This window comes from Allobosea sp. (assembly GCF_035944895.1).
Taxonomy (GTDB): Bacteria; Pseudomonadota; Alphaproteobacteria; order Rhizobiales; family Beijerinckiaceae; genus Allobosea.
On the sequence record NZ_DASZAT010000010.1, the window covers coordinates 190043 to 212580 of the forward strand.

Annotated in this window: 24 protein-coding genes; 15 read left to right on the forward strand and 9 right to left on the reverse strand. The window is 67.6% G+C overall.

Features of this window, described 5'->3' with window-relative positions:
* Nucleotides 1-237: 237 nt before the first annotated feature.
* The 6 genes from VGV58_RS16470 to VGV58_RS16495 all read left to right on the forward strand — a co-directional run bounded on the left by VGV58_RS16470 (nucleotide 238) and on the right by VGV58_RS16495 (nucleotide 6141).
* A complete protein-coding gene (locus VGV58_RS16470) occupies nucleotides 238-1047 on the forward strand; it encodes a FadR/GntR family transcriptional regulator (RefSeq protein WP_326875112.1) in 810 nt (269 codons plus the stop codon).
* The gene (locus tag VGV58_RS16475) at nucleotides 1007-1552 is read left to right on the forward strand and encodes a TRAP transporter small permease (protein WP_326875113.1); all 546 of its coding nucleotides are present in this window, start codon (nucleotides 1007-1009) and stop codon (nucleotides 1550-1552) included. The genes VGV58_RS16470 and VGV58_RS16475 overlap by 41 nt, the downstream gene beginning before the upstream one ends.
* Complete coding sequence (locus tag VGV58_RS16480) at nucleotides 1549-2832, forward strand: TRAP transporter large permease subunit (RefSeq protein WP_326875114.1); 1284 nt, start codon at nucleotides 1549-1551, stop codon at nucleotides 2830-2832. Before VGV58_RS16475 ends, VGV58_RS16480 begins: the two co-directional genes overlap by 4 nt.
* Nucleotides 2833-2886: 54 nt before the next feature.
* Complete coding sequence (locus VGV58_RS16485; protein ID WP_326875115.1) at nucleotides 2887-3915, forward strand: TRAP transporter substrate-binding protein; 1029 nt, start codon at nucleotides 2887-2889, stop codon at nucleotides 3913-3915.
* Between the two features lie 138 nt (nucleotides 3916-4053).
* A complete protein-coding gene (locus VGV58_RS16490; RefSeq protein ID WP_326875116.1) occupies nucleotides 4054-5250 on the forward strand; it encodes a mandelate racemase/muconate lactonizing enzyme family protein in 1197 nt (398 codons plus the stop codon).
* 84 nt (nucleotides 5251-5334) lie between these two features.
* Nucleotides 5335-6141, forward strand: a complete 807-nt coding sequence (locus VGV58_RS16495; protein WP_326875117.1) for an MBL fold metallo-hydrolase — start codon at nucleotides 5335-5337, stop codon at nucleotides 6139-6141.
* A 3-nt stretch (nucleotides 6142-6144) separates the two neighbouring features.
* Here VGV58_RS16495 and VGV58_RS16500 read toward each other — a convergent pair whose 3' ends face one another.
* Complete coding sequence (locus tag VGV58_RS16500; RefSeq protein WP_326875118.1) at nucleotides 6145-6885, reverse strand: SDR family NAD(P)-dependent oxidoreductase; 741 nt, start codon at nucleotides 6883-6885, stop codon at nucleotides 6145-6147.
* Between the two features lie 100 nt (nucleotides 6886-6985).
* Here VGV58_RS16500 and VGV58_RS16505 point away from each other — a divergent pair, with 100 nt between their 5' ends.
* Together VGV58_RS16505 and VGV58_RS16510 are read left to right on the forward strand one after the other, a co-directional pair.
* On the forward strand, nucleotides 6986-7597 hold the full coding sequence (locus VGV58_RS16505; protein WP_326875119.1) for a TetR/AcrR family transcriptional regulator: 612 nt from the start codon (nucleotides 6986-6988) through the stop codon (nucleotides 7595-7597).
* Between the two features lie 111 nt (nucleotides 7598-7708).
* Nucleotides 7709-8029: a hypothetical protein gene (locus VGV58_RS16510; protein WP_326875120.1), complete on the forward strand. Its 321-nt coding sequence runs from the start codon at nucleotides 7709-7711 to the stop codon at nucleotides 8027-8029.
* Between the two features lie 7 nt (nucleotides 8030-8036).
* Here the strand turns inward: VGV58_RS16510 and VGV58_RS16515 are convergent, their stop codons facing one another.
* On the reverse strand, nucleotides 8037-8921 hold the full coding sequence (locus tag VGV58_RS16515; protein WP_326875121.1) for an AraC family transcriptional regulator: 885 nt from the start codon (nucleotides 8919-8921) through the stop codon (nucleotides 8037-8039).
* Between VGV58_RS16515 and VGV58_RS16520 the strand changes: the two genes are divergently transcribed.
* Complete coding sequence (locus VGV58_RS16520; protein WP_326875122.1) at nucleotides 8920-9330, forward strand: DUF2000 family protein; 411 nt, start codon at nucleotides 8920-8922, stop codon at nucleotides 9328-9330. The genes VGV58_RS16515 and VGV58_RS16520 overlap by 2 nt on opposite strands.
* 6 nt (nucleotides 9331-9336) lie before the next feature.
* On the opposite strand, the gene VGV58_RS16525 is transcribed toward VGV58_RS16520, so the two are convergent.
* Nucleotides 9337-10347 (reverse strand): aldo/keto reductase, encoded by a 1011-nt coding sequence (locus VGV58_RS16525; protein WP_326875123.1) that lies wholly within the window; start codon nucleotides 10345-10347, stop codon nucleotides 9337-9339.
* Nucleotides 10348-10465: 118 nt separating this feature from the next.
* Between VGV58_RS16525 and fliK the strand changes: the two genes are divergently transcribed.
* From fliK to VGV58_RS16555, 6 genes are all read left to right on the forward strand, one after another.
* Complete coding sequence (fliK, locus tag VGV58_RS16530; RefSeq protein WP_326875124.1) at nucleotides 10466-12004, forward strand: flagellar hook-length control protein FliK; 1539 nt, start codon at nucleotides 10466-10468, stop codon at nucleotides 12002-12004.
* Nucleotides 12001-12279 (forward strand): EscU/YscU/HrcU family type III secretion system export apparatus switch protein, encoded by a 279-nt coding sequence (locus tag VGV58_RS16535; protein WP_152012428.1) that lies wholly within the window; start codon nucleotides 12001-12003, stop codon nucleotides 12277-12279. The genes fliK and VGV58_RS16535 overlap by 4 nt, the downstream gene beginning before the upstream one ends.
* Entirely contained in the window at nucleotides 12276-13403 is a 1128-nt protein-coding gene (locus tag VGV58_RS16540) for a GNAT family N-acetyltransferase (RefSeq protein WP_326875126.1), read from the forward strand. Before VGV58_RS16535 ends, VGV58_RS16540 begins: the two co-directional genes overlap by 4 nt.
* Nucleotides 13404-13465: 62 nt before the next feature.
* Entirely contained in the window at nucleotides 13466-14473 is a 1008-nt protein-coding gene (locus VGV58_RS16545) for an NAD-dependent epimerase (RefSeq protein ID WP_326875127.1), read from the forward strand.
* Between the two features lie 9 nt (nucleotides 14474-14482).
* Nucleotides 14483-15028 (forward strand): molybdopterin adenylyltransferase, encoded by a 546-nt coding sequence (mog, locus tag VGV58_RS16550; RefSeq protein WP_326875128.1) that lies wholly within the window; start codon nucleotides 14483-14485, stop codon nucleotides 15026-15028.
* A gap of 104 nt (nucleotides 15029-15132) precedes the next feature.
* Nucleotides 15133-16548: a mannose-1-phosphate guanylyltransferase/mannose-6-phosphate isomerase gene (locus VGV58_RS16555; RefSeq protein ID WP_326875129.1), complete on the forward strand. Its 1416-nt coding sequence runs from the start codon at nucleotides 15133-15135 to the stop codon at nucleotides 16546-16548.
* 223 nt (nucleotides 16549-16771) lie between these two features.
* Here the strand turns inward: VGV58_RS16555 and VGV58_RS16560 are convergent, their stop codons facing one another.
* The 6 genes from VGV58_RS16560 to VGV58_RS16585 all read right to left on the reverse strand — a co-directional run bounded on the left by VGV58_RS16560 (nucleotide 16772) and on the right by VGV58_RS16585 (nucleotide 22511).
* Nucleotides 16772-17329 carry a glutathione peroxidase gene (locus tag VGV58_RS16560; RefSeq protein WP_326875130.1) on the reverse strand — a complete coding sequence of 186 codons (558 nt, stop codon included), beginning with the start codon at nucleotides 17327-17329 and terminating at the stop codon, nucleotides 16772-16774.
* Nucleotides 17330-17513: 184 nt separating this feature from the next.
* The gene (locus tag VGV58_RS16565) at nucleotides 17514-17900 is read right to left on the reverse strand and encodes a response regulator (RefSeq protein WP_291679682.1); all 387 of its coding nucleotides are present in this window, start codon (nucleotides 17898-17900) and stop codon (nucleotides 17514-17516) included.
* A gap of 112 nt (nucleotides 17901-18012) precedes the next feature.
* Nucleotides 18013-19125, reverse strand: coding sequence for a chemotaxis-specific protein-glutamate methyltransferase CheB (cheB, locus tag VGV58_RS16570; protein ID WP_326875131.1), 1113 nt, complete (start codon nucleotides 19123-19125; stop codon nucleotides 18013-18015).
* Nucleotides 19125-19718 carry a chemoreceptor glutamine deamidase CheD gene (locus VGV58_RS16575; protein WP_326875132.1) on the reverse strand — a complete coding sequence of 198 codons (594 nt, stop codon included), beginning with the start codon at nucleotides 19716-19718 and terminating at the stop codon, nucleotides 19125-19127. The genes cheB and VGV58_RS16575 overlap by 1 nt, the downstream gene beginning before the upstream one ends.
* A complete protein-coding gene (locus tag VGV58_RS16580) occupies nucleotides 19715-20566 on the reverse strand; it encodes a CheR family methyltransferase (protein ID WP_326875133.1) in 852 nt (283 codons plus the stop codon). Before VGV58_RS16580 ends, VGV58_RS16575 begins: the two co-directional genes overlap by 4 nt.
* A gap of 22 nt (nucleotides 20567-20588) precedes the next feature.
* Entirely contained in the window at nucleotides 20589-22511 is a 1923-nt protein-coding gene (locus VGV58_RS16585; protein ID WP_326875134.1) for a methyl-accepting chemotaxis protein, read from the reverse strand.
* Nucleotides 22512-22538: the final 27 nt, after the last annotated feature.

The following is a 22538-nucleotide window of genomic DNA, read 5'->3' on the forward strand; positions in this document are numbered from 1 at the left end:
GGGCTCCGCTTCGGACTGGGCGCTGAGGCTTTCGGGAAATCTGGCCGCTATGTAGCGACCAGCCGCCCTGCCCGCAACCGTCCAGCCCGCTCCGAAGCCGCAGACCCGCTCAGCGGCGCGCCCTTTCGTCGGACGACCGCTTCTCCACCTCCCCTCCCAACCGCATTCCGGCGCCGTCTCCGGGCTCCAGCCCAAAGGCCTACTTGCGACTCAATCATATGATGATATGATCTATCTATGGCTCGCCCTTCGAACTTCCATGCGCACCTCGTCGACCGGCTCGGCCGGGAGATCGTCTCCGGCCAGATCGGGCTCGATGGGACACTCCCCCGGGAAGACGAGCTCTGCGCGCGCTACGGCGTCAGCCGCACCGTCATCCGCGAGGCGACCAAGACGCTGCAGGCGCTGGGGCTGATCGTCACCGGCCCGCGCGTCGGCTCGCGGGTCCAACCGGTCTCGGCCTGGCGCCTGCTCGATCCGCAGGTGATGGGCTGGATGACGGATGCCGACATGGCGAGCGGCTTCCAGCGCGACCTGCTCGAACTGCGCGGCATGATCGAGCCGACGGCCGCCGGCCTCGCGGCCGAGCGCGGCACCGAACAACAGATCGCCGAGATCACCGCCGCGATGACCGCGATGACGGCTGCGGACGACAAGCCGGCCCACCAGACCGCCGACTACCGCTTCCACGAAGCGATCCTCGAGGCCTCCGGCAACCTGCTGCTGATTCAGCTCAAGCCGATCCTGCAGGCCGTGCTGAAGGCCTCGTTCGGGCTCTCCATGCACGACCATGAGCGCGCGCGGGCCTCGCTCGCGATCCACCGCGTCGTCACCGACGCCATCGTCGCCCGCGATCCTGAACGTGCCAGGCGGACCATGGCCGAGCTGATCGCGGTCGCCCGCGCCGACATGGAAAACGCCGCCCGCATCAAGACCGAAGCGCCCAGATCCGAAGCGCCGAAGAGCGCCGGAAAGCCGACAACAACAGACCAACGGGAAACGTCCAATGCTGCGTCACGCCGAAAGGTGGGTCTTACGCGCGCTTGAGTTCAGCCTCGTCGCCCTGCTCGCTGGCATGGTGGTGATGGTGTTCGGCAATGTCGTGCTGCGCTATCTGTTCAACTCCGGCATCGACGTGTCGGAGGAGCTGTCGCGCTATTTCTTCGTCTGGCTGACCTTCATCGGCGCCGTCGTGGTGATGCGCGAGAACGGCCATCTCGGCGTCGACAGCCTCATCGGAGCGCTCGGCGACAAGGGCCGACGCCTCTGCATGATCGTCAGCGACGCCATCGTCTTCATCTGCTGCCTGATGCTGCTGGAAGGTACCTGGAAGCAGCAGGCGATCAACGAGACCTCCGTTGCCCCGGTTACCGGCATCAGCATGGCCTATGTCTACGGCGTGCTCTATTTCGCCGGCGCCGGCATCGCGCTGATCACGCTCGGCCGCCTGTTCCGGGCGCTGACCGGCAAGCTCGGCCCGTACGAGCTCGCGGAATTCGCCGGCGACTACAGCGCCAGCCCCTCGCATAATCTCAAGGGGCACCTGGAATGACCGTCGCCGTCTTCCTCGTCTCGCTCTGCGGAGCGATGGCGCTCGGCATGCCGATCGCCTTCGCACTGATCGTCTGCGCCGTCTGCCTGATGTTCTGGCTCGGCGTCTACGACACCCAGATCATCGCGCAGAACATGATCATCGGCGCGGATTCCTTCCAGCTCCTCGCCATTCCCTTCTTCTTGCTCGCCGGCGAATTGATGAATGCCGGCGGCCTCTCTAAGCGCATCGTCAACTTCGCGCTCTCGCTGGTCGGCCATCTCCATGGCGGCCTCGGCTATGTCGCGATCTTCGCGGCGATCATCATGGCCTCGCTCTCGGGCTCGGCCGCGGCCGACACTGCGGCGCTCGCCTCGATCCTGCTGCCGATGATGCGCAGCGCCGGCTACGATGTCGGCCGTTCGGCCGGCCTGATCGCGTCCGGCGGCATCATCGCCCCGATCATCCCGCCCTCGATCGGCTTCATCGTCTTCGGCGTCGCCGCAAACCTGTCCATCACCAAGCTCTTCCTCGCCGGCGTCTTCCCCGGCCTCCTGATCGGCCTCTCGCTGGTCATCGCCTGGTGGATCGTCAGCCGCCGCGATCAGCTGACAGTGCTGCCGCGCCGGACCGGTCGCGAGCGCCTGCAGGCGACCTGGGACGGTTCGCTCGCGCTCTTGATGCCGATCGCGATCCTCGGCGGCATCCGCTTCGGCATCGTCACGCCGACGGAAGCGGCTGTAGTCGCAACCGTCTACGCGCTGATCGTTGGCATGTTCGTCTATCGCGAGCTGAAGCCGAGCGACCTCTACCGGGTGACGCTGCTGGCCGCCAAGACGACCAGCGCCGTGATGCTGCTGGTCGCCGCGGCCGTGGTCTCGGCCTGGCTGATCACGCAGGCCAACATCCCGGCCGAGCTCTCCTCGCTGCTCGAACCCTTCATGGGCAACAAGACCGTGCTGATGATCATCATCATGCTGCTGGTCATGGCGGTCGGCACCGCGCTCGACTTCACCCCGACCGTGCTGATCCTGACGCCGGTGCTGATGCCGATCGTCAAGCAGGCCGGCATCGACCCGATCTATTTCGGCGTCCTTTTCATCATCAACAACGCCATCGGCCTGATCACGCCGCCGGTCGGCATCGTGCTCAACGTCGTCTGCGGCGTCGCCCGCGTGCCGATGAGCGCGGTGATGCGCGGCGTCTGGCCGTTCTTCATCGCCCAGTCGATCGCGATGTTCCTGCTCGTGCTGTTCCCGCAGCTCGTGATGGTGCCGCTCGCCTGGCTGAGCGGCCGCTGAGACAAAGCCTGCCCCACCAAAACCCAAGAAGAGTTCAGTACCAGGGAGTAGATCATGACCAAGGCAACTCGGACCAAGACAGCCCGCCTCCTCTCGCTCGTCGCCGGCGTCGCGCTCGCGGCTATCGCCGGCACCGCCCAGGCGCAGATCAAGGAGCGCAATATCCGTGTCTCCAACGGCATCAACGAGGATCACCCGGTCGGCAATGGCGTCGCCAAGATGAAGGCCTGCATGGCCGAGAAATCCGGCGGCAAGCTCAAGCTCCAGGCCTTCTGGGGCGGCGCGCTCGGCGGCGACCTGCAGGCGACGCAGGCGCTGCGCGCCGGCACGCAGGAGATGGTGATCACCTCGTCCTCGCCGCTGGTCGGCATCATGCCCGAGCTCGGCGTCTTCGACCTGCCCTTCCTCTTCACCGACGAGAAGGAGGCCGACGCGGTGCTCGACGGCGCCTTCGGCAAGTACATCTCTGACAAGCTGCCGGGCTTCGGCGTGGTCAACCTCGCTTATTGGGAGAACGGCTTCCGCAATCTCACCAATTCGAAGCGGGCCGTGACCAAGGCCGAGGAGATGACCGGGCTCAAGGTTCGCGTCATGCAGAACAACATCTTCCTCGACAGCTTCAAGACCATGGGCGCCAATGCGACGCCGATGGCCTTCGGCGAGGTCTTCGCGGCGCTGGAGACCCATGCGATCGACGGCCAGGAGAACCCGCTCGTCACCATCGACACCTCGAAGCTCTACGAGGTCCAGAAGTATCTGACCCTGTCGCGGCACGCCTATACGCCGTTCCTGATGCTCTATTCGAAGAAGCTCTGGGACCAGCTCTCGGCCGAGGAGCAGAAGATCCTCAGCGACTGCGCCATCGTCGGCCGCGACGAGGAGCGCAAGGTCTCGCGCGAGCTCAACGACAAGTCCCTCGCCAATCTCAAGGCCAAGGGCATGCAGGTCAGCGAGGTCAGCGCCGAGGAGCTCGCCAAGATGCGCGACAGCACCCAGGCCGTGTACCAGCGCCACCAGGCGACGATTGGCAAGGACACGATCGAGCGCATTCAGGCCGACCTCGCCAAACTGCGCGGGAAGTAAGCGAGCCCACCGACGCCGTCATGGTCGGGCTTGCCCCGACCATCTCGGAAACCAGCGCCCTCCAGTCATGAGATTCTCGGGTCAAGCCCGAGAATGACGCCTGATCTGCGCCCCTCTTCCAACCGATCCGGACCACCCATGAAGATCACCGCCCTCGAAACCATCCGCCTTGCCGAGTTCGGCAACCTCGTCTGGGTGCGCCTGCACACCGATGACGGGCTCGTCGGCCTCGGCGAGACCTTCATGGGCGCCGCCGCGGTCGAGGCCTATCTGCATGAGAGCGTCGCGCCCAAGCTGATCGGCCAGGATCCGCTGCAGATCGAGGCCCGCAATGCCAGCCTGAACAATTATCTCGGCTGGCGCGGCTCGGGCGTCGAGACGCGCGGCAACTCGGCCGTCGACCTCGCGCTCTGGGACATCTACGGCAAGGCGATCGGCCAGCCGGTCTCGATCGCGCTCGGCGGCCGCTCCCGCGACACCATCCGCACCTACAACACCTGCGCGGGCTACAAATACATCCGCGACGCCCGTGCCCAGAAGGTCGCGAACTGGCATGTCGGCGAGCAGGGCGGCCCCTATGAGGACCTCGAAGGCTTCCTCTACCGGGCCGACGAACTGGCGCATTCCCTGCTGGAGCAGGGCATCACCGGCATGAAGATCTGGCCCTTCGACATCGCCGCCGAACGCACCGCCGGCTGGGACATCAGCCCGCAGGAGCTGAACACGGCGCTGGAACCCTTCCGCAAGATCCGGAGGGCGGTCGGCGACAAGATGGACATCATGGTCGAGTTCCACTCGCTCTGGAGCCTGCCCATGGCCAAGAAGCTAGCCGAGCGCCTCGCCGAGTTCGACACCTACTGGCACGAGGACCCGTTCCGGCTCGACAACGTCCAGGACCTCGGCGAATACGCCCGCCATTCCAAGGCCTGGGTCTGCGCCTCGGAGACGCTGGCCTATACCCACTCCTTCCGCGACTATCTCGAGACTAAGGCGGCCGGCGTGGTGATGCTCGACCTGTCATGGTGCGGCGGCCTCTCGGAAGCGCGCAAGATCGCCGGCATGGCCGAGGCCTGGCATACCCCGGTCGCGCCGCATGACTGCACCGGCCCGGTGGTCTATGCGGCGTCGTGCCATTTCTCGCTGCACGCCCGCAACGCGCTGATCCAAGAATCGGTCCGTGCCTTCTACACCGGCTGGTACACCGAGCTCGTCACGGAGCTGCCGGCGATGAAGGACGGCATGATCACCGTCTCGGAAGCACCGGGCCTCGGCCTCGAACTGCTGCCCGGCCTGGAGAAGCGCGCCGACGCGACCGTGCGGGTCAGCAAGGGCTGACGCTTCACAAACCCGCCAGCCGGCTTTTCGTGGTCCGGCTTTTGCGGGAAGCTCCCGGTGCACCAACTGCTCCGGGAGCCGACGATGACCGTTGCGACGATGCTATGGCGATTTGGTCTCGCCGCCATCCTCGCGACCGGGCTCGCCGCCCCTGCCCTCGCTCAGGCGAATGAGCCCGGCTGCCGGCCCGAGATGGCCTCGCTCCGCCTGCCGATCCAACGCGTGAACCTCGGCAAGGACGAGGTGAAGCTGACCTTCGTCGGTCACGCCACCTTCCTGATCGAGACGGCCAGCGGGGTGAAGGCGGCGACCGACTACAACGACTATGTCCGTCCGCCGGTGACGCCCGACATCGCTACGATGAACAAGGCGCATTCGACGCATTATTCGCGTGCGCCGGATCCCGCCATCAAGCAGGTGCTGCCGGGCTGGGACCCCTCAGGCAAGGGCGCCGCCCGTCACGACGTCACGATGGGCGACCTGCGCGTGCGCAACGTCCCGACCAATATCCGCACCTATGGCGGCGACACCGACTATGACGGCAACTCGATGTTCGTCTTCGAGATCGGCGAGCTCTGTATTGCCCATCTCGGCCATCTCCATCACCCGCTCGAACCCGGCCATTTACGCGCGCTCGGGCGGGTCGATATCGTGCTCTTCCCGGTCGATGGCAGCTATACGCTCGACCAGGAGGGCATGCTGGAGGTGCTGAAGGCCGTGCAGGCCAGGGTAATGATACCCATGCACTTCTTCGGCGGCGGCACGCTCAATCGTTTCCTCGCCCGCTCGCAGGACCTCTGGCCGGTCGAGCGGCGCGAGCGGCCGGAGATCGTGTTGTCGAAGGCGACGCTTCCGACGAAACCGACGATCATCGTCCTGCCGGGGCACTGAGCCTCAGGTATTCACCCCGCCATCGATGGCGATGCCCGCGCCGGTGATGAACCGCCCTTCCTCGCTGGCGAGATAGGCGATCAATCCGGCGATGTCCTCGGCCTTGCCGTAGCGTGGGATCGCCATCTTGGCGCGCTGGTCGTCGGCATGGTCGCCATCGGCCGGGTTCATGTCGGTATCGGTCGATCCAGGATGGACGACGTTGACGGTGATGCCGCGCGCTCCGAGATCGCGGGCGAGGCCCTTGGTGAAGCCGATCAGCGCCGCCTTGCTCATCGCATAGAGGGCGATGCCCGGATCGGTCACGCGCTCGGCCAGGCATGAGCCGGTGGTGATGATCCGCCCGCCATCGGGCAGATGCTTCGCCGCGGCCTGCGAGGCGACGATCACGGCGCGGACATTGACGGCGATGACCTTGTCGATCTCGTCGAGGCTCCAGCTCCCGACCTCGCCATAGTGCCAGATGCCGGCATTGTTCACGAGGATGTCGAGCCCGCCGAGCTCCGCCGCGGCCTTGTCGACGGCCGCCGCGAGCGCCGCCGGATCGGCACTGTCGGCCTGCAGCACCACGGCCTTGCGTCCGAGCGCCCGAATCTGGCCTGCCACGGCCTCGGCCTTGTCGCGGGCGTGCTCATAGGTCAGCGCCACATCCGCCCCGTCCTGCGCCAGCCGGAGCGCGGTCGCCGCGCCGATGCCGCGGCTGCCGCCGGTCACCAGAGCCCTTTTGCCAGCCAGTTCCGTCATGGGTTACCATATCTGTAGTAATTGATACAGATATCGATGCCTCGCTTGCCCCAAAGCGTCAAGCGATTTATTTATCGGTCGATACAGAAAGGTAGCGATCATGGCCGAACGTGGCCGCCCACGCGCCTTCGACCGGGCTGAAGCCCTGCAGAAGGCCATGCTGCTGTTCTGGGAGAAGGGCTTCCAGGGCGCCTCGATGAGCGAGCTCACCGCGGCGATGGGCATCAATGCGCCGAGCCTCTACGCCTGCTTCGGCAGCAAGGAGGCGCTCTATCGCGAAGCGCTGGCGCTCTATGAGGCGGGCGACGGCGCCGAGCTCGCCGCCGCGATCGCCGCCGCACCGACCGCCCGCGAGGCGATCGGGATCTACCTGATGCGCTCGGCCGCCCTGTTCAGCCGCCCCGGCAAGCCGGCCGGCTGCATGGTCGTGCTCTCAGTCATCCATGCCGCCGGCACGAGCGACGAAGCCGGCCGCGCCCTGCGCGATGCCCGCGGCGAGATGCAGGGCGTGATGGAAGCGCGCCTGCGGAACGACATCGCCCGGGGCGAGTTGCCCGCAAGCTGCGATCCGCCGGCGATTGCCGCCTTCTACGCCACGGTGCAGCAGGGCATGTCGATCCGCGCCCGCGATGGCGCCAGCCGCGTCGAGCTGGAGGCGGTGGCGCAGGGCGCCATGGCGGCATGGGCCGGCCTGACCGGAGCCCGCGCCTGATCTTGCAGCAGCCCGCGCCATCCGCTTAACCCCTTGCTCAGCTTGATCCGAAGCTTCGCTGGGCAGGACAAGCATGCTCAGGCACGCTCAGGCCGCGCAATGGAGCCTGGCATGATCCGTCTTCTCGCTGTCGCCACTCTCGCCATGGCCCTTCTGCCGGCGAGCGCCGAAGCCGCCAAGTTCCGCTTCGGCGGCCGTTCACACGCCACGCCGACGAGCCAGGGCCACCGTGACGGCTCCCATCTCGTCGCGACGCCGGCTTTGCGCAGCCGCCAGGGGGAAAGCGCAGCCGCGAACCAGCCGCTCCGCAGCGCGACACCAACCACCGTCGCTGCAGCCAACGCGACCGACCTGCGGAGCACACAGCCGGCGGAGCCGCAGATCTGGTGCCGTTCGCAGACGGTCATCGGCGGCTTCTGCGTGATGAACTGAGCGCCGCTCAGGCCGCCTCCGGCCTGTCTCCGACCTGCATCGCCCGCCAGCGTCCGGGCGATTGCCCATAGGCCTTGCGGAAATGCCGGGTCATATGGCTCTGATCGGCGAAGCCGCTCGCCGCGGCCGCCTCGGCCAGCTCTTCGCCCTGGCGGATCAGCAGCCTTGCCCGCTCCAGCCGGCGCATCACCAGGTAATGATGCGGGCTGGTGCCGTAGCGGCGGCGGAACTGCCGCGCCAGCGCATAGCGGTCGAGCCCGGTGATCGCTTCCAGCTGCGTGGAATCGATCGCTTCGTCGCGGCTCTCGCTCAGAAAATCGCGCGCCCGCTCGCAGGCCCGCATCGCCGGCGTCTCCGCCCCATCAAGCCCACAGGACGGATCGAGCTTGAGCAGCGCCTCGGCCAGCGCCCCGACCGCTGCATCGCGCTCCAGCGGCTCCAGCCCATGCCCGACATCGCCGAGCAGGCCAACCAGCGCCCGCATCAGGCTGCCATCACGGCAGACGGCATTGCCGATGAACGGCATCGCGCTGGCGCGCCCGGCGAGCGCCGCCATGATCAGGCCGGGTTCGACATAGGCCATGCGGTAGCGAAAGCCGCTCTCGATCCCGGCCCGGCCGTTATGCAATTCGTCCGGATGCAGCACGATCAGGTCGCCCGGCGTCGAATCCCGCTGCGCGCCGCGATAGTCGAAGCTCTGCACCCCGCTGATCGTGTAGCCGATCGCATAGGTGTCGTGCCGGTGGGTGTCATAGGCATGGCCGCTGAAGAAGGCCTCGATCCGCTCGATGCCTTCGCCATCCGGCGCCGTACGGATCCAGTCGCCGGACGAAGCGGTGGCGCACGAACGTTCAAGACCCACCGGCTTGGTGGGCTCTATCGCTGTCGTCATGCGCTTCGACACCAAGATTGCCATCATCGTCCATGACGAGCTCGCCGCTTGGCAGAAGCTCAACGTCACCGCCTTCCTGTCCGGAGGGTTGGTCGCCGCCGCGCCGGAACTCGGCGGTCAAGCTTACCGCGACGGCTCCGGCCAGGTCTACGGCCCGCTGGTGCGCCAGCCGATCCTGATCTTCGCCGCGAGCTCGGCCGACCTCACCCGCGTGCTGCGGCGGGCCGGCGAAGCTGGGCTAACGCCCTCGCTCTACACGCGCGAGTTGTTCGCGACCGGCCATGACGAGGCCAATCGCGCTGCGGTCGAGGCGGTGACGACCGAAGCGCTCGACCTCGTCGGCATCGCCCTGCACGGCGAGCGCAAGGCCGTCGACAAGGCGATCAAGGGACTGAAGTTGCACCCCTGAGCAGGTTCAGCCAGTGCGCGCCAGGCGCCCCTCCAGCGGATAGGCCGGATCGCTATAGCCCGGCGTCGAGGGATGGCCGGTTGGCACGAGTCGATCGACCAGCGCCTCGTCCTCGGCGGTGAAACCGGCTGACAGCGCCGAGAGATAACCCTGCCATTGCTCCATGGTGCGCGGGCCCGCCACGGCCGCGGTCAAGAGCTTGTTGTTCAGCACCCAGCGGACCGCGAACTGCACGGGCGTCAGGCCGCGCGCTGCGGCATGGTCGCGGATCGTGCGGGCAATGATCAGCGATTCCTCGCGCCATTCCGTCTGCATCAGGCGCTTGTCGGCGCGCCCGGCACGGGTGCCTTCCGGCGGCGCCTGGCCGGGCTCGTATTTCGCCGTCAGCACGCCGCGCGCCAGCGGCGAATAGCTGGCGACGCCGAGCCCGTAATAGCCGCAGGCCGGCAGATGCTCGACCTCGGGCATGCGGTTCATCGCGTTATAATAGGGCTGGCTGACCACAGGCCGGTCGATGCCGAGCTCGTCGCAGAGCCGGCAGATCTCGGCAACACGCCAGCCGCGATAATTGGAGACGCCGAAATAGCGGATCTTGCCGGCCCGCACGAGGTCGCCGATCGCGCGGATCGTCTCGGCCAGCGGCGTCGTATGGTCTTCCTTGTGCAGGTAGTAGACGTCGATGAAGTCGGTGCCGAGCCGCTTCAGGCTGGCATCGCAGGCCTCCAGCAGCCATTTGCGCGAGAGCCCGCGCTGGTTCGGCCCATCGCCCATCGCGTTCGCCGCCTTGGTCGCCAGCACCCAGCCATTGCGGTTGCCGGCGATGGCGCGGCCGGTGATCTCCTCCGAGCGCCCCTCGGCATAGACGTCCGCCGTATCGATGAAGTTGATCCCTGCCTCGGCGGCGCTGTCGATGATCGCCCGCGCATCCGCTTCCTCGGTCTGCGCACCAAACATCATCGTGCCCAGGCAGAGCGGCGAGACCTTGAGGCCGGAGCGGCCGAGCGCGCGATAATCCATGACGAAACCTCCAGAACAGGCGGGCAACCTGCCGCAGAGCCGGTCTCCGCACCAGCGCGGCTGACGCAACGCTGCCGCGCGCAAGAGAATCCTTAACATTTCGTGCCAGGCTTCTCCGATGGCAGCCATCCCGTCCGATCCGGCACAACTCGCGGCGCTCATCAAGAGCCAGAATCTCGCGACCCTGCTCGCGACGATGACTGGCAATGGCGGCCTTGCCGCCGGCAAGACAGTCGAAGCCAAGCTTGTCGCGCTCGATCCTGACGGCAACGCCACCGCTTTGGTCAACGGCGTCAAGGTCGCGCTCGTGCTCGCCGGCCCGGAGGCCAGACAGGCAGCTTTGCAGCCGGGCGCCAGCCTGATGCTCAAGCTCGCCGCACCGGCCGAGCCTGGTGCGCCATTGCAGGCGACGCTGGTCGGTGTTCGCCCGGCGCCTGCCAACAGCCTCAATACTCCGGCGGCGCCCGCGCAACAGACGGCTGGCACCACGCCGCCAACTCCGCAGCAAACACAGGCGGCCACCTCGGCGAGCGCCCCGCCCGCAACCGCGCAGCCATTGGCGGGCGCCAACGCCTTGCAAGCCGGTCACACGCCACTCACCACAACAACCGCTGCTGTCGCTTCCCAGACCGCCGCCTCGCCTCGCGCCGTCGCCGGTCCTCTGCTCGGCGCGGCGCTCGGACGGCAGGACAGCCTCGCCCCGCTCTTCGCCAATCTCGGCAGCCTGGCAAAGGGCTCCGTCGCGCTGACCTTGCCGAAGCCCTTGATGGCCCTGGTCGACCAGATTCTGGCCCAGCGCCTGCCGACTGCCGAAGCGAGGCCTGTCACGGCCGAGGCGCTGAAGGCAGCGGTCGCCCGTTCCGGAACCTTCCTCGAAGCCAGGCAGGCGGCGGGAGAAGCCCCGACACCACAGACCGACCTGAAGGCGGCCCTGCAGAGCCTGCGCGACCTGCTGAAACCAGCGGTCGAAGGCGCGTCGCCGGCAAGATTGCCACTCCCCGGCGAGGCCGCGAACGAAGCTGCGCCGCAGCCTGGGCGTCCGCTCCCGCGCAGCACGCCCGAGCAAGACGCCGCCGCCTCGACACCGGCCAAGGCCCGCCCTGCCCCGCCGCGAGACGGCCTGCTGACGCCTCAGGCCGCCACCGAGCCGAGCCTGAGCAGCGCCGCCCGGCCGGCCGCAATCGCGCAGACCCTTTTTGGCCAGGCCGAAGCGGCGCTCGACCGCATCGCGCTCGCCCAATACGCCTCGCTGCCGCAGGAAGCCGCCCGGCTCGATCAGCAGCCGCCGGCGCGCTGGCTAACAGAAATTCCGCTCGCCCTGCCGAACGGCACCGCCGTGCTGCCGCTCGAGATCGAGCGCGATCCACCGCAATCCGGCTCGGCTACGCCCGACGCACCGCTCTGGCGCGTACGCTTCGCGCTCGATGTCGAACCGCTCGGCGCCTTGCAGGGCGTAGTCACCCTGCAAGGGCGCGCCATCGGCGTCTCCTTCTGGGCCGAGCGCGAGGATACCAGCCGGCTGCTGCGCCAGGCGACGCCCGATCTGGAGAGCTCGCTGCTGAGGTCGCGCTTCGACAGCGCCGAGTTCGAGGTCTTCACCGGCCATCCGCAAAAGGCCAAGGCGGCGGCCGGCCAGTTCCTGGACCGGCGCTCATGAGCCAGTCGCAACCGCTGCCGCTCGCCGTCGCGCTCGAATATGACGGCCAGGGCGCGCCGCGCGTCACCGCCAAGGGCCATGGCGTCGTCGCCGAAAAGATCATCGAGACCGCACGCGAGCACGACATCGCGATCGAGCAGAATGCCGCCTTGGCGCAGGCGCTCTCGGCGGTCGAGCTCGAAGACAGCATCCCCGAGGAGCTCTATCTCGCCACCGCGCAGGTGATCGCCTTCGTGCTCGGCCTGCGCCGCCGCGGTGGCCCCTCTCGCCCATGACCGTTTCGATCGCGGTCCGCCGCCTGCCGGCCGGGACCTATGGCGCGACACTCGCCGAAGCCTTCGCCGATCTCTGCCGGCGCGCCGATGCGCCCAATCTGCATATGGCGCCGGCCGCTGTCGCGGCGGCGCTGGGTTTCGGCATCAACGAAGACGATATCGTCGTCCTCGCGGTGCAGGAGCAAGGCGACGAGCGCCTGCTCGGCCTCTGGGCGCTGCGCCGAACGCGCAGCCTCCATAGCGGGCTCGCCCCAGTTCTCGAAGCGCCGCTGGTGCCGCTCTACGAGGTGTCCTCGGCCCCGGTGTTCGACCGCGAACGCGCGCATGACGCCGCCGCAGCGCTGATCGCGGCCATCGTCGAGGCACCCGACCTGCCGAAGGTCCTGAAGCTGCCTCTGTTACCCGTGGCGGGCAGCGTCTTCACCGCATTCGAAGCGGCGCTGGCAACAACAGGCAGCACCATCGCGAGCTTCGAGCGCTGGCAGCGGCCCATGCTGATTCCCGAGCTCGGCGACGACGCGGAGCGCTATCTGCGCCGCACCCTCGGCCAAGGCTATAAGAAGCGGATGCAGCAACATCGCCAACTGGAGAAGGCCGGCACGCTCGCCTATCAGCGCCATCGCGGTGCCAACGCCATCACCGCGCTGGAGGAGTTCCTCACGCTCGAAGCAGCTGGCTGGAAAGGTCGCGGCGGCACGGCCCTCGGCAGCCTGCCCCGCGACAGCGCCTACATCCGCAAGATCGTCGAGAAGTTTGCCGCCACCGACGGAATCCGCATCGACCTGCTGCGGCTCGATGATCAGCCGATCGCCGGCGGGCTGCTGCTTGATCTCGCCGGGCAGGCTCATTTCCTCAAGATCGCCTATGACGAGGACAAGTCCCGGCTCTCGCCCGGCCGGGCTCTGGCCATCGAGATGCTGCGCGCCGACTTCGCTGCCGGCCGCCCGTTCCGGCTCGACAGCGGTGCCGGCGATCGGGTCGATCCGTCGGCCTATCCCTGGGGCGAGCGGCAGGAGATGGCGAATGCGATCGTCGCGCTCGCCGGCCATTCAGCCGCCCTGCCGCGCCTCGCGGCTACGGCACGCATGCGGTTGAGACACTGGCGCGACCGCAGCCCGCGTTGACCGGGGCCGCAAGCTGCTCGATAGACGGTGGACGAAACGCCGCGTCTGGCACGAGGAGGATCATGCGCGTTCTGGTGACGGGGGCGGCCGGCTTCATCGGCAATGAGACAGCCCGGGTTCTGCTTGAACGCGGTGATGAGGTCGTCGGCATCGACAATCTCAACGACTATTACGACCCCGCTTTGAAGCAGGCGCGACTCGCTCGCCTCGACGGCCATAACCGCTTCAGCTTCGAACAGCTCGATCTCGCCGATCGCGACGGCATGGCCAGGCTCTTCGCGGAAGGGCGCTTCGAGCGCGTCGTCCACCTCGGCGCCCAGGCCGGCGTGCGCTTCTCGATCGAGAACCCGCAAGCCTATCTCGATTCCAACCTCACCGGCTTCGGCCATGTCCTCGAGGGCTGCCGCCGCAATGGCGTCGAGCACCTCGTCTATGCCTCGTCCAGCTCGGTCTACGGCGCCAACACCCGCACGCCCTTCCGCGTCGAGGACAATGTCGACCACCCGGTCAGCCTCTACGCCGCGACCAAGAAGGCGAACGAGGGCATGGCTCATGCCTACAGCCATCTCTACGGGCTGCCGACCACGGGCCTGCGTTTCTTCACGGTCTATGGCCCCTGGGGCCGGCCCGACATGGCGCCGATGATCTTCACCCGGAAGATCCTGGCCGGCGAGCCGATCGAGGTCTTCAACGAAGGCAAGCACGAGCGCGACTTCACCTATGTCGACGACATCGTCGAAGGCGTTGTCCGCGTGCTCGACCAGGTCGCCGCGCCCGATCCGGCCTGGTCGAGCGACGAACCCGGCCCCGCGACCTCCTCTGCGCCGTGGCGACTCTACAATATCGGCAATTCCGACCCGGTTCCGCTGATGGAGTTCATCGCCACGATCGAGCAGGCGCTCGGCAGGAAGGCGGTGATGGAGATGAAGCCGCGCCAGCCCGGCGACGTCTTGCGCACCGCCGCCGACGTTTCGGCGCTGGAGGCGGCGGTCGGCTTCCGCCCGCACACCCCGCTCGCAGAGGGTATCGGGCGGATGGTGCGCTGGTATCGCGACTTCTACCGCGTCTGAGGACCCACCATGGCATCGCCCGCGAAGATCGGCATCGTCACCGTCTCCGACCGCGCCTCGGCCGGCGTCTATGCCGACGAGGGCGGCCCGGCCATCGTCGACTACTTCGCCAAGGCATTGGCCAGCCCCTGGCAGGCGGTAACCCGCGTCATTCCCGACGAGCGCGCCGGCATCGCGCAGACACTGACCGAGCTCGCCGACAAGGAAGGTTGCTGCCTGATCGTCACGACGGGCGGCACCGGCCCGGCCCCGCGCGACGTCACGCCGGAAGCGACAGAGGACGTGATCGACAAGCTGATGCCGGGCTTCGGCGAGCTGATGCGCCAGGTCAGCCTTGCGAAAGTCCCGACCGCGATCCTCTCGCGCCAGCTCGCCGGCATTCGCGGCAAGTCGCTGATCGTCAACCTGCCTGGCCGCCCGCGTGCGATCGCCGAATGCCTCGACGCGGTGATGCCGGCGATCCCCTACTGCATCGACCTGATCGAGGGCCCCTATCTCGAAACCGACCCGGCGGTCATCGTCGCGTTCCGGCCGGGGCAGAAGCCGAAAGGGTGAACGATACCTCGACCGATACCACCCGCCTCTCCTTATGAGCGTTTATCGGATGGTAGCTTCGGTGCTGTAGGACTAGACGGACCAGTTTCCGCCGGAAGTTCGATATGACTGCAAAGATCGTCCCCCTCGTCATGGCCGGCGGCTCCGGCACCCGGCTCTGGCCGCTTTCGCGCGACACCATGCCCAAGCAGTTCATCGCGCTGCTGGATGATGGCCTCTCGACCTTCCAGGCAACGCTGCAGCGCCTGATGGATCCGGCTTTCGGCGCGCCGATCGTCATCACCAACAATGATTTCCGCTTCATCGTCGCCGAGCAGATGCTGGCGCTCGGCATCAAGGGCGAGATCGTGCTGGAGCCCGAGCGGCGCGATTCCGCCGCGGCCATCGCGGTCGGCACGGTCATGGCCGGCAAGCGCGATCCGGAAGCCGTCTGCGTCGCGCTCGCCTCCGACCATGTCGTGAGCGATGCCGCAGCCTTCCGCGGGGATTGCAAGCGTGCCACACGCCTGGCCGCAACCGGCCTGATCATGACGCTCGGCATCAAGCCGACGCATCCCTCGACCGCCTATGGCTATCTCGCTCCCGGCGAAGCGCTGTCAGAGCCTGGCGCCAGCCGCCTCTCCCGCTTCGTCGAGAAACCGAAGCTCGATGTCGCCGAAAAATACGTCGCCGAAGGCTATCTCTGGAACAGCGGCAATTTCCTGTTCTCGGCCAAGACCATGCGCGATGAGCTCTCGCGCCATGCCCCCGCCGTGCTCTCGGCGGCCGAGGCCGCGGTCGACAAGGCCACGCGCGATCTCGACTTCCTGCGGCTCGATCCCGAAAGCTTCGGCAAGGCCACCAAGATCTCGATCGACTATGCCGTGATGGAGCGCACCGCTCATGCCGGCATGCTCTCTGCCTCTTTCGACTGGTCGGATGTCGGTTCCTGGGATTCGATCCATGCGATCAAGCCGCAGGACGGCGACGGCAATGTGCTGGAGGGCCCGGCGGTCGCGCTCGACACCCATCGCTCGCTGATCCGCAGCGAAGACGTGCTGACCACCGTGGTCGGGCTCGACGACGTCGTCGTGGTCTCGACCCGTGACGCCGTGCTCGTCGCCTCGATGGCGGCGGCCGGCAAGGTCAAGACCCTGGTCGAACAGATGAAGGCCGAGGGCCGCCCGGAGGCCAGCGAGCATTTGCGCATCTACCGGCCCTGGGGCTGGTATCAGCGCATCGACATCGGCGCCCGTTTCCAGGTCAAGCACATCCACGTCAAGGAGGGCGGCCAGCTCAGCCTGCAGAAGCATTTTCACCGCGCCGAGCACTGGGTCGTGGTCAGCGGGACGGCCGAGGTCACGCTCGACGATACTGTCCGCTTCGTCCACGAGAACGAGTCGGTCTACCTGCCGATCGGCTGCACGCACCGGCTGAAGAATCCCGGCAAGATCGGGCTCGAGCTGATCGAGGTCCAGGTCGGCAGTTACACAGGTGAGGACGATATCGTCCGCATCGAGGACATCTACGCGCGCAGTTGAGAGCCTCCTCGCAACACGCCCCTCTTATCGACCTTGGAAAGTGTTCCATGTCGGGTCGCGATACGCGGGAGCCCTCTCCCGGCACGGGGGAGGGTTGGGAGGGGGCAGAGCCGAGACTGGTCCAATGTAGCGCCGGCCCCCTCTCCATCTCTCCCCCGTTCCGGGAGAGAGAGCCTGTCGGGGTTACGCAGCCCTCGCTGTAATGGCGCGCTGCCGTCCAGCCTCAGCCCTTCTCCAGCTCCTGCCCTATCGCGCGGATCAGCTCCGGCGAGAGCGGGTCCAGCCGCGAGCTGAAGCTGCCGACCAGGCTGCCGTCGCGGCCGATCAGGTATTTGTGGAAGTTCCAGCTCGGCAATTCGCTCGGGCGCTGATTGGCGGCCCAGCGATAGAACGGATGCGCATCCGGGCCGCGAACCACATTCTTCTGGGTGATCGGATAGTTCGCGCCATGGCTCTGGCGGACCGCTTCGGCGATCGCCGCGCCATCGAGCGGCTCTTGCCCGCCGAAATCATTGCTCGGCACCGCGATCAGGATCAGGCCGCGCTCGCGATAACGCTCCCAGAGCTGCTCCAGCCCGGCGAACTGCCCGGCCAGCCCACATTGCGTCGCCGTGTTGACGATCAGGATCGGCTTGCCGCGATAGGCCGAGAGCGGGATGCGCCCCCCTTCGGCCCGGTCGAAGCTGAAGGCGTAGGCGTTGGCTTCGCCCTGCGCGGCAAGCGCCGGGACAGCGGGTGCAAGCGCGAGCAAGGCGAGAATCTGGCGGCGATGGAAGCGCATGGGCAAGCTCCGCGATGCTGCCAGGCTACTTCCGAGAGAGCCTACTCGCAAAGTAAGATATCCGCGAGCGGTCTTTTCCCTTCCCCCCGCTTGCGGTGGGAAGGGCTTTCGCCGCGGAGCCCGTCAACGAAAAACGCCCCGGCGCGGGCCGGAGCGTCGATCATTCGCCAGGGAGGCCGGCCACTCAGCAGGCCAGCACCTTCTTCACGCGCACCTCGAGATCGCGCAGCTCATAGGGCTTCACGACATAATGGTCGGCGCCGTTGCTGGTCGCCTCGTCCATCTTGTCGACCGAGCGCTCCGAGGTCGCCATGATGATCTTGATCTGGTTGAGCTCCGGCACCGAGCGGATGGCACGCAGCAGGTCGATGCCGCTCATCCCGTCCATGTTCCAGTCGAGCAGCAGCAGGTCGTAGCGCTTGACCTGCATCTTCATCAGGGCCTCGCGGGCGTTCTCCGCCTCGTCGATGTCCTGGAACTCGATCTGCTTGAGGAAATAGGTGGCAAGGCCGCGCATGCTCTTCTGGTCGTCGACCACGAGGATGCGGTAGTCGCTTCTCGCCTTTGACATCGTACTCTCCTATGGCATCGGACCGAAAAGTGGACTCCACTTTTCGGAATAATCCGATGCGATAACAATGCGATAGATCACCGCGACCGCGTCCGTTCGGACGCGCGATGATCTACGCGGTGCGCTGCTGCGGGCGTTCGCCCAACAACCCCGCGACGGCGCCTCCGATCTGGTCGAGCGGTACGACCCGTTCGGCGGCGCCCAACTCGAACGCGGCTTTCGGCATCCCGTTTACCACACAGGTCTCGCCACTTTGGATTAACGTCGCAGCCCCTGCTTTGCGCATGGCTAACAAACCGTCAGCGCCATCGCGGCCCATGCCGGTAAGCAGCACGCCGATCGCCTGCGCCCCGAGCGCGCGAGCGACCGAATGGAACATCACGTCGACCGAAGGGCAGTGCCCGCTGACCAACGGCGCGTCCTTGAGATGGCAGATCAGTTCGCCGCGGCGCTCCTCGATCTCGAGATGCTTCGGGCCGCCCGGCGCCACCACCGCCATGCCCGGCCGCAGGCGGTCGCCATCGGCGGCTTCGCGCACGTCGAGCCCGGTCGCGGCCGAAAGCCGCGCCGCGAACTTGGCGGTGTAGCCAGCCGGCATGTGCTGCACCACGGCGATCGGCAGGCGCAGATGCGCGGCATCGCGCATCACCGTCTGCACCGCCGGCACGCCGCCGGTCGAGGCGCCGATCGCGATCAGCGAGACCTTGCCGTGACTGGCTGGCGCATGAGACGCCACCGCCGGCCTGGCCGGCGCGGCCACCGCTGGCCGCTGTTGGGCCGCGAGCCCCTTGGCGGCCGCGAGCATCCGCCGGCTGGCCGAGGCGCGCTGCAGCGCCGCGGCGACATGCTTCATGAAGCCTTCGAGCGTATGCGTCGAGCCATCGGGCTTTTCGATGAAGTCGATCGCGCCGAGCTCCAGCGCCTGGATGGTGTTGTCGGCGCCCGGCCCGCCGAAGGCCGAGACGATCAGCACCGGCAGCGGGTCCTGCTTCAGCACCCGCGCCAGCAGCTTGAGGCCGTGCCGGCCGGGCAGTTCGAGGTCGAGCGTCAGGATGTCGGGCCGTAGATCCTGTATCGCGTCCCAGCCCTCCTCGGCGCTGCCGGCGACGCCCATCACCTGGAAGCCGGGCGTCGAGTTGATGATCTGCGTCATCAGCTTCTGCATCAGCACGGAATCGTCGACGACGAGGACTTTCACCGGGCCGGCGGACGAGGTCATGCTCATCACCAGATCTCCACTTCGCCAGCCACCGGCTGCGTCTTGAGGCGGTTGAGATAGGCAATTTCCTGCTCGCGCTCGGGATCGCGCGCCGCCTGCTGGACGTGCTGGACCCAGGCACGCCCCGTCGCGGGCTGGTAGTGGATGCGGCGCGAACGCGTGCCGCCGACATCCCTGGATACCACCGGAATGCCCTCGCGGGTGAGGAACTCGTTGACGAAGATGATGTTGCCCTCGCCGATCGCCAGCATGGTGGCGCCGGAGAGCACGCGGGCACCGCCGAAGACCTTGGCCTCGAGCTGGCCGCGCCTGGCGCCGCGCTTCAACAGGCCGTTGATCAGCACCTCCATGGCGGTGTCGCCATAGCGCTCGCCGGCGCTGGCGTCGGTGCCGCCATTGTTCTTCGGCAGCAGGAAGTGGTTGAGCCCGCCGACGCCGATATTCGGGTCGCGCATGCAGACCGAGACGCAGGAGCCGAGCACTGTGGCGACGATCTCGTCCTTGGCCGAGGTGATCTCGTGCTCGCCCGGCGCGACTGTGATGATGGTCGCTTCGAAGCGCGGATCGAAATAGCGCCGTGAGGATCGGGTCAGGCTCATGCCGTGCGCTCGTAGATGGTGCGGCCGATCAGCCGAAGCTGGGGATGCGGCTGCGGCAGGGATTCGGAGTGGCCGAGATAGAGGAAGCCGCCCGGCTGCAGCAAAGCGACATAGCGGTCGAGGATCGCAGCCTTGGTCGGCGTGTCGAAATAGATGAAGACGTTGCGGCAGAAGATCACGTCGAACGGCCCCTTCATCGGCCAGCGCTCGATCAGGTTGAGCCGTTTGAAGGCGATGAGCCGCTTCAGGTCCTCGGCGATGCGGGCTTCGCCGCGCGCGCTCTGGCCTTCCAGCCTGAGCAGTGGGCGCAAGTCGGCCGGCAACCGGTCGAACTGCTCGGCCGGATATTGCCCGGCTGCCGCCCGGTCGAGGATGTCGGTATCGATGTCGGTCGCGAGGATCTTGAAGTCGAGATCGCTGCGATGGCCGATCACGTCGCGCGAGATCGCGGCGGCGCTGTAGGGCTCCTCGCCCGAGGAGCAGGCCGCCGACCAGATCCGGATGCGCCCGCGCCGCCCTGCCCGCTCCTGGATCAGCCGCGGCAGCACGTCCTTGCGCAAATGGTCGAAATGGTGGCGCTCGCGGAAGAAGGCGGTGTGGTTGGTGGTGACCGCGTTGATCAGCTCGGGAATCTCGTCGACCGCCGCCGGCGTGCGCAGATAAGCGCAGTATTCCGCGATCGAGCCGAGGCCGAGCACCTTGACGCGCCGCGCCAGCCGGCCGCGCGCCATCGCCTCCTTGTGCTCGCGGATGACGATGCCGGCGTGCTCGTAGACAAGCTTGGCCACCAAGGCCATGTCGTCGCGGCTGAGCGTCGTGTCCGACTGGACGGGTTGCGGGGCAAGCATGCTCTGACCTTGGTGACGAGACTTAAGAGTCCGCCCACTCATCCATCCGGCCGCCACCGGCGATGCGGCGGCGCGGAGCGGCGGGGCGGGCTTCGGTGGAACGATGATGGTCCTGGCGGGCCGGCTGGCGCCGCGGCTCGCTCGGTGTGTGGGCCGGCAGCGAGCGCGCATGAACCATCGGCCGCTCGAAGTGGAAGACGTCGGCGAGATCGCGCAGCGCCTGCGTCTGTTCGGCGAGGCTCGCTGCCGCGCCGGCGCTCTGCTCGGCCAGCGCCGCGTTCTGCTGCGTCGCCTGGTCCATCGCCGAAACGGAACGGCTCATCGCAGCGATGTCGCCGGCCTGACCGGCACTCGCCTGCGAGATCTCCGACACCGTCGCCGAAACCTGCTCGACCGCCACGACGATCTTGCCGAGCGTCTCGCCGGTCCGGCGCACCAGGCGCACGCCTTCGGCGACCTGCGCGTTGGAGTTGGCGATCACGCCCTTGATGTCCTTGGCGGCCGTGGCCGAGCGCTGCGCCAGGGTGCGCACCTCGCTCGCCACCACAGCGAAGCCCTTGCCGGCATCGCCGGCACGGGCTGCCTCGACCGCGGCGTTCAGCGCCAGCAGGTTGGTCTGGAAAGCGATGCCATCGATCACGGAGACGATCTCGGCGATACGCGCCGAGGACTGCTCCATCTGCCCGATCGCCGCGATCGTCTCCGCGACGACCTGCTGCCCGCTGCCGGCAACCGCCATCGCCTCGCCGGCGAGCTCGGTCGCGGCGCGCGAGCGGCCGGCGCTCTGCGTGATCGAGGCCGCGAGCTGGCCGGTGGTCTCTGCCGTCTCCTCCAGGCCGGCTGCCGACTGTTCGGTGCGCCCGGCAAGATCGACCGCGCCCGCCTTGATCTCGACGGCCGTCGCCGCGACATGCGCCGCCGCCAGCTGGATGCCGGAGACGGTCTGCGTCAGCCGCGCCAATGTCTGGTTGAGGCCGGACTTCAGCTCGCCGAGCCGCCCGTCATAGGCGCCGTCGACGCGGCCGGTCAGGTCCCCTTCGCTGAGGCCCGCCAGCACCGCGGCGAACTCGTCGGTGGCGGCCTCGACGATCGCGTTGATCTCGTTGACGCCCGTGGCGATGCGCTGCAGGGCCTCGGGCTTGCCGGCGAGTGGCACGCGCCGGGAGAAATCGCCCTCGGCCGCAGCGGCGACGACGGCAGCGACCTCGTCGGCGGCCCGCAATTCCTCGGTCAGCTCGCGCCATTCGATGGTCGAGCCCAGCCTCTGGCCGTCGGGCTGCGTCGTGACGGTCAACGTCAGACCGACCATGCGCTTGCCAAGCGCGACGCGCATCGCGCGCGCTTCGGGAATGCCCTGCGGGCCGGTGAACAGCTCCAGCACCTTGCCGAGCATGTCCTTGGCCGAGACACCCGGGAAGGCGGCGCGGAAATCCTCCTGCGCCTCGCTGAAGAACTTTAGCAGCGACTTGTTGACGTAGACGATCCGCCCGCTCGCATCGCAGACCATGATCGCAGTGCGGCAGCCGTCGAGGGCCGCCCGGATCCGCCCGGCCTCGACCGAGCTTTCCTGGACCTGGCGCAGAGCCCGCGAGAGCTGGCCGATCTCGTCGCGGCGGGCGAGTTCCGGTAGCGCCTCGGACGCGCCTTCCGAGAGCTTCTCCATGCCCTCGCGCAGCGCCGTGACGGGCCGGGCCAGCGAACGGGCTACGAGCCAGCCGAGGCCGGCGGCGAGAGCGACGCCGGCAACACCGAACGACAAGGCAGTGCCGGCAAAGCCCGACAGCGCCGCCTCGACCTGCTGGCTGGACAGGCCGACGGCGCCAAGCCGGGCGATTGCGCTCTGCTGGACCGCGTATGCGACGAGCCCACCCGAAACGGCAGCGCCGCCGGCGAACAGCGCCGGCAGCTTGACCGAGAGTTTCGAGAAGGCGCCCAGCTGAGTCATCGGTTCTTTTTGTCTCTCAGGCGTTCC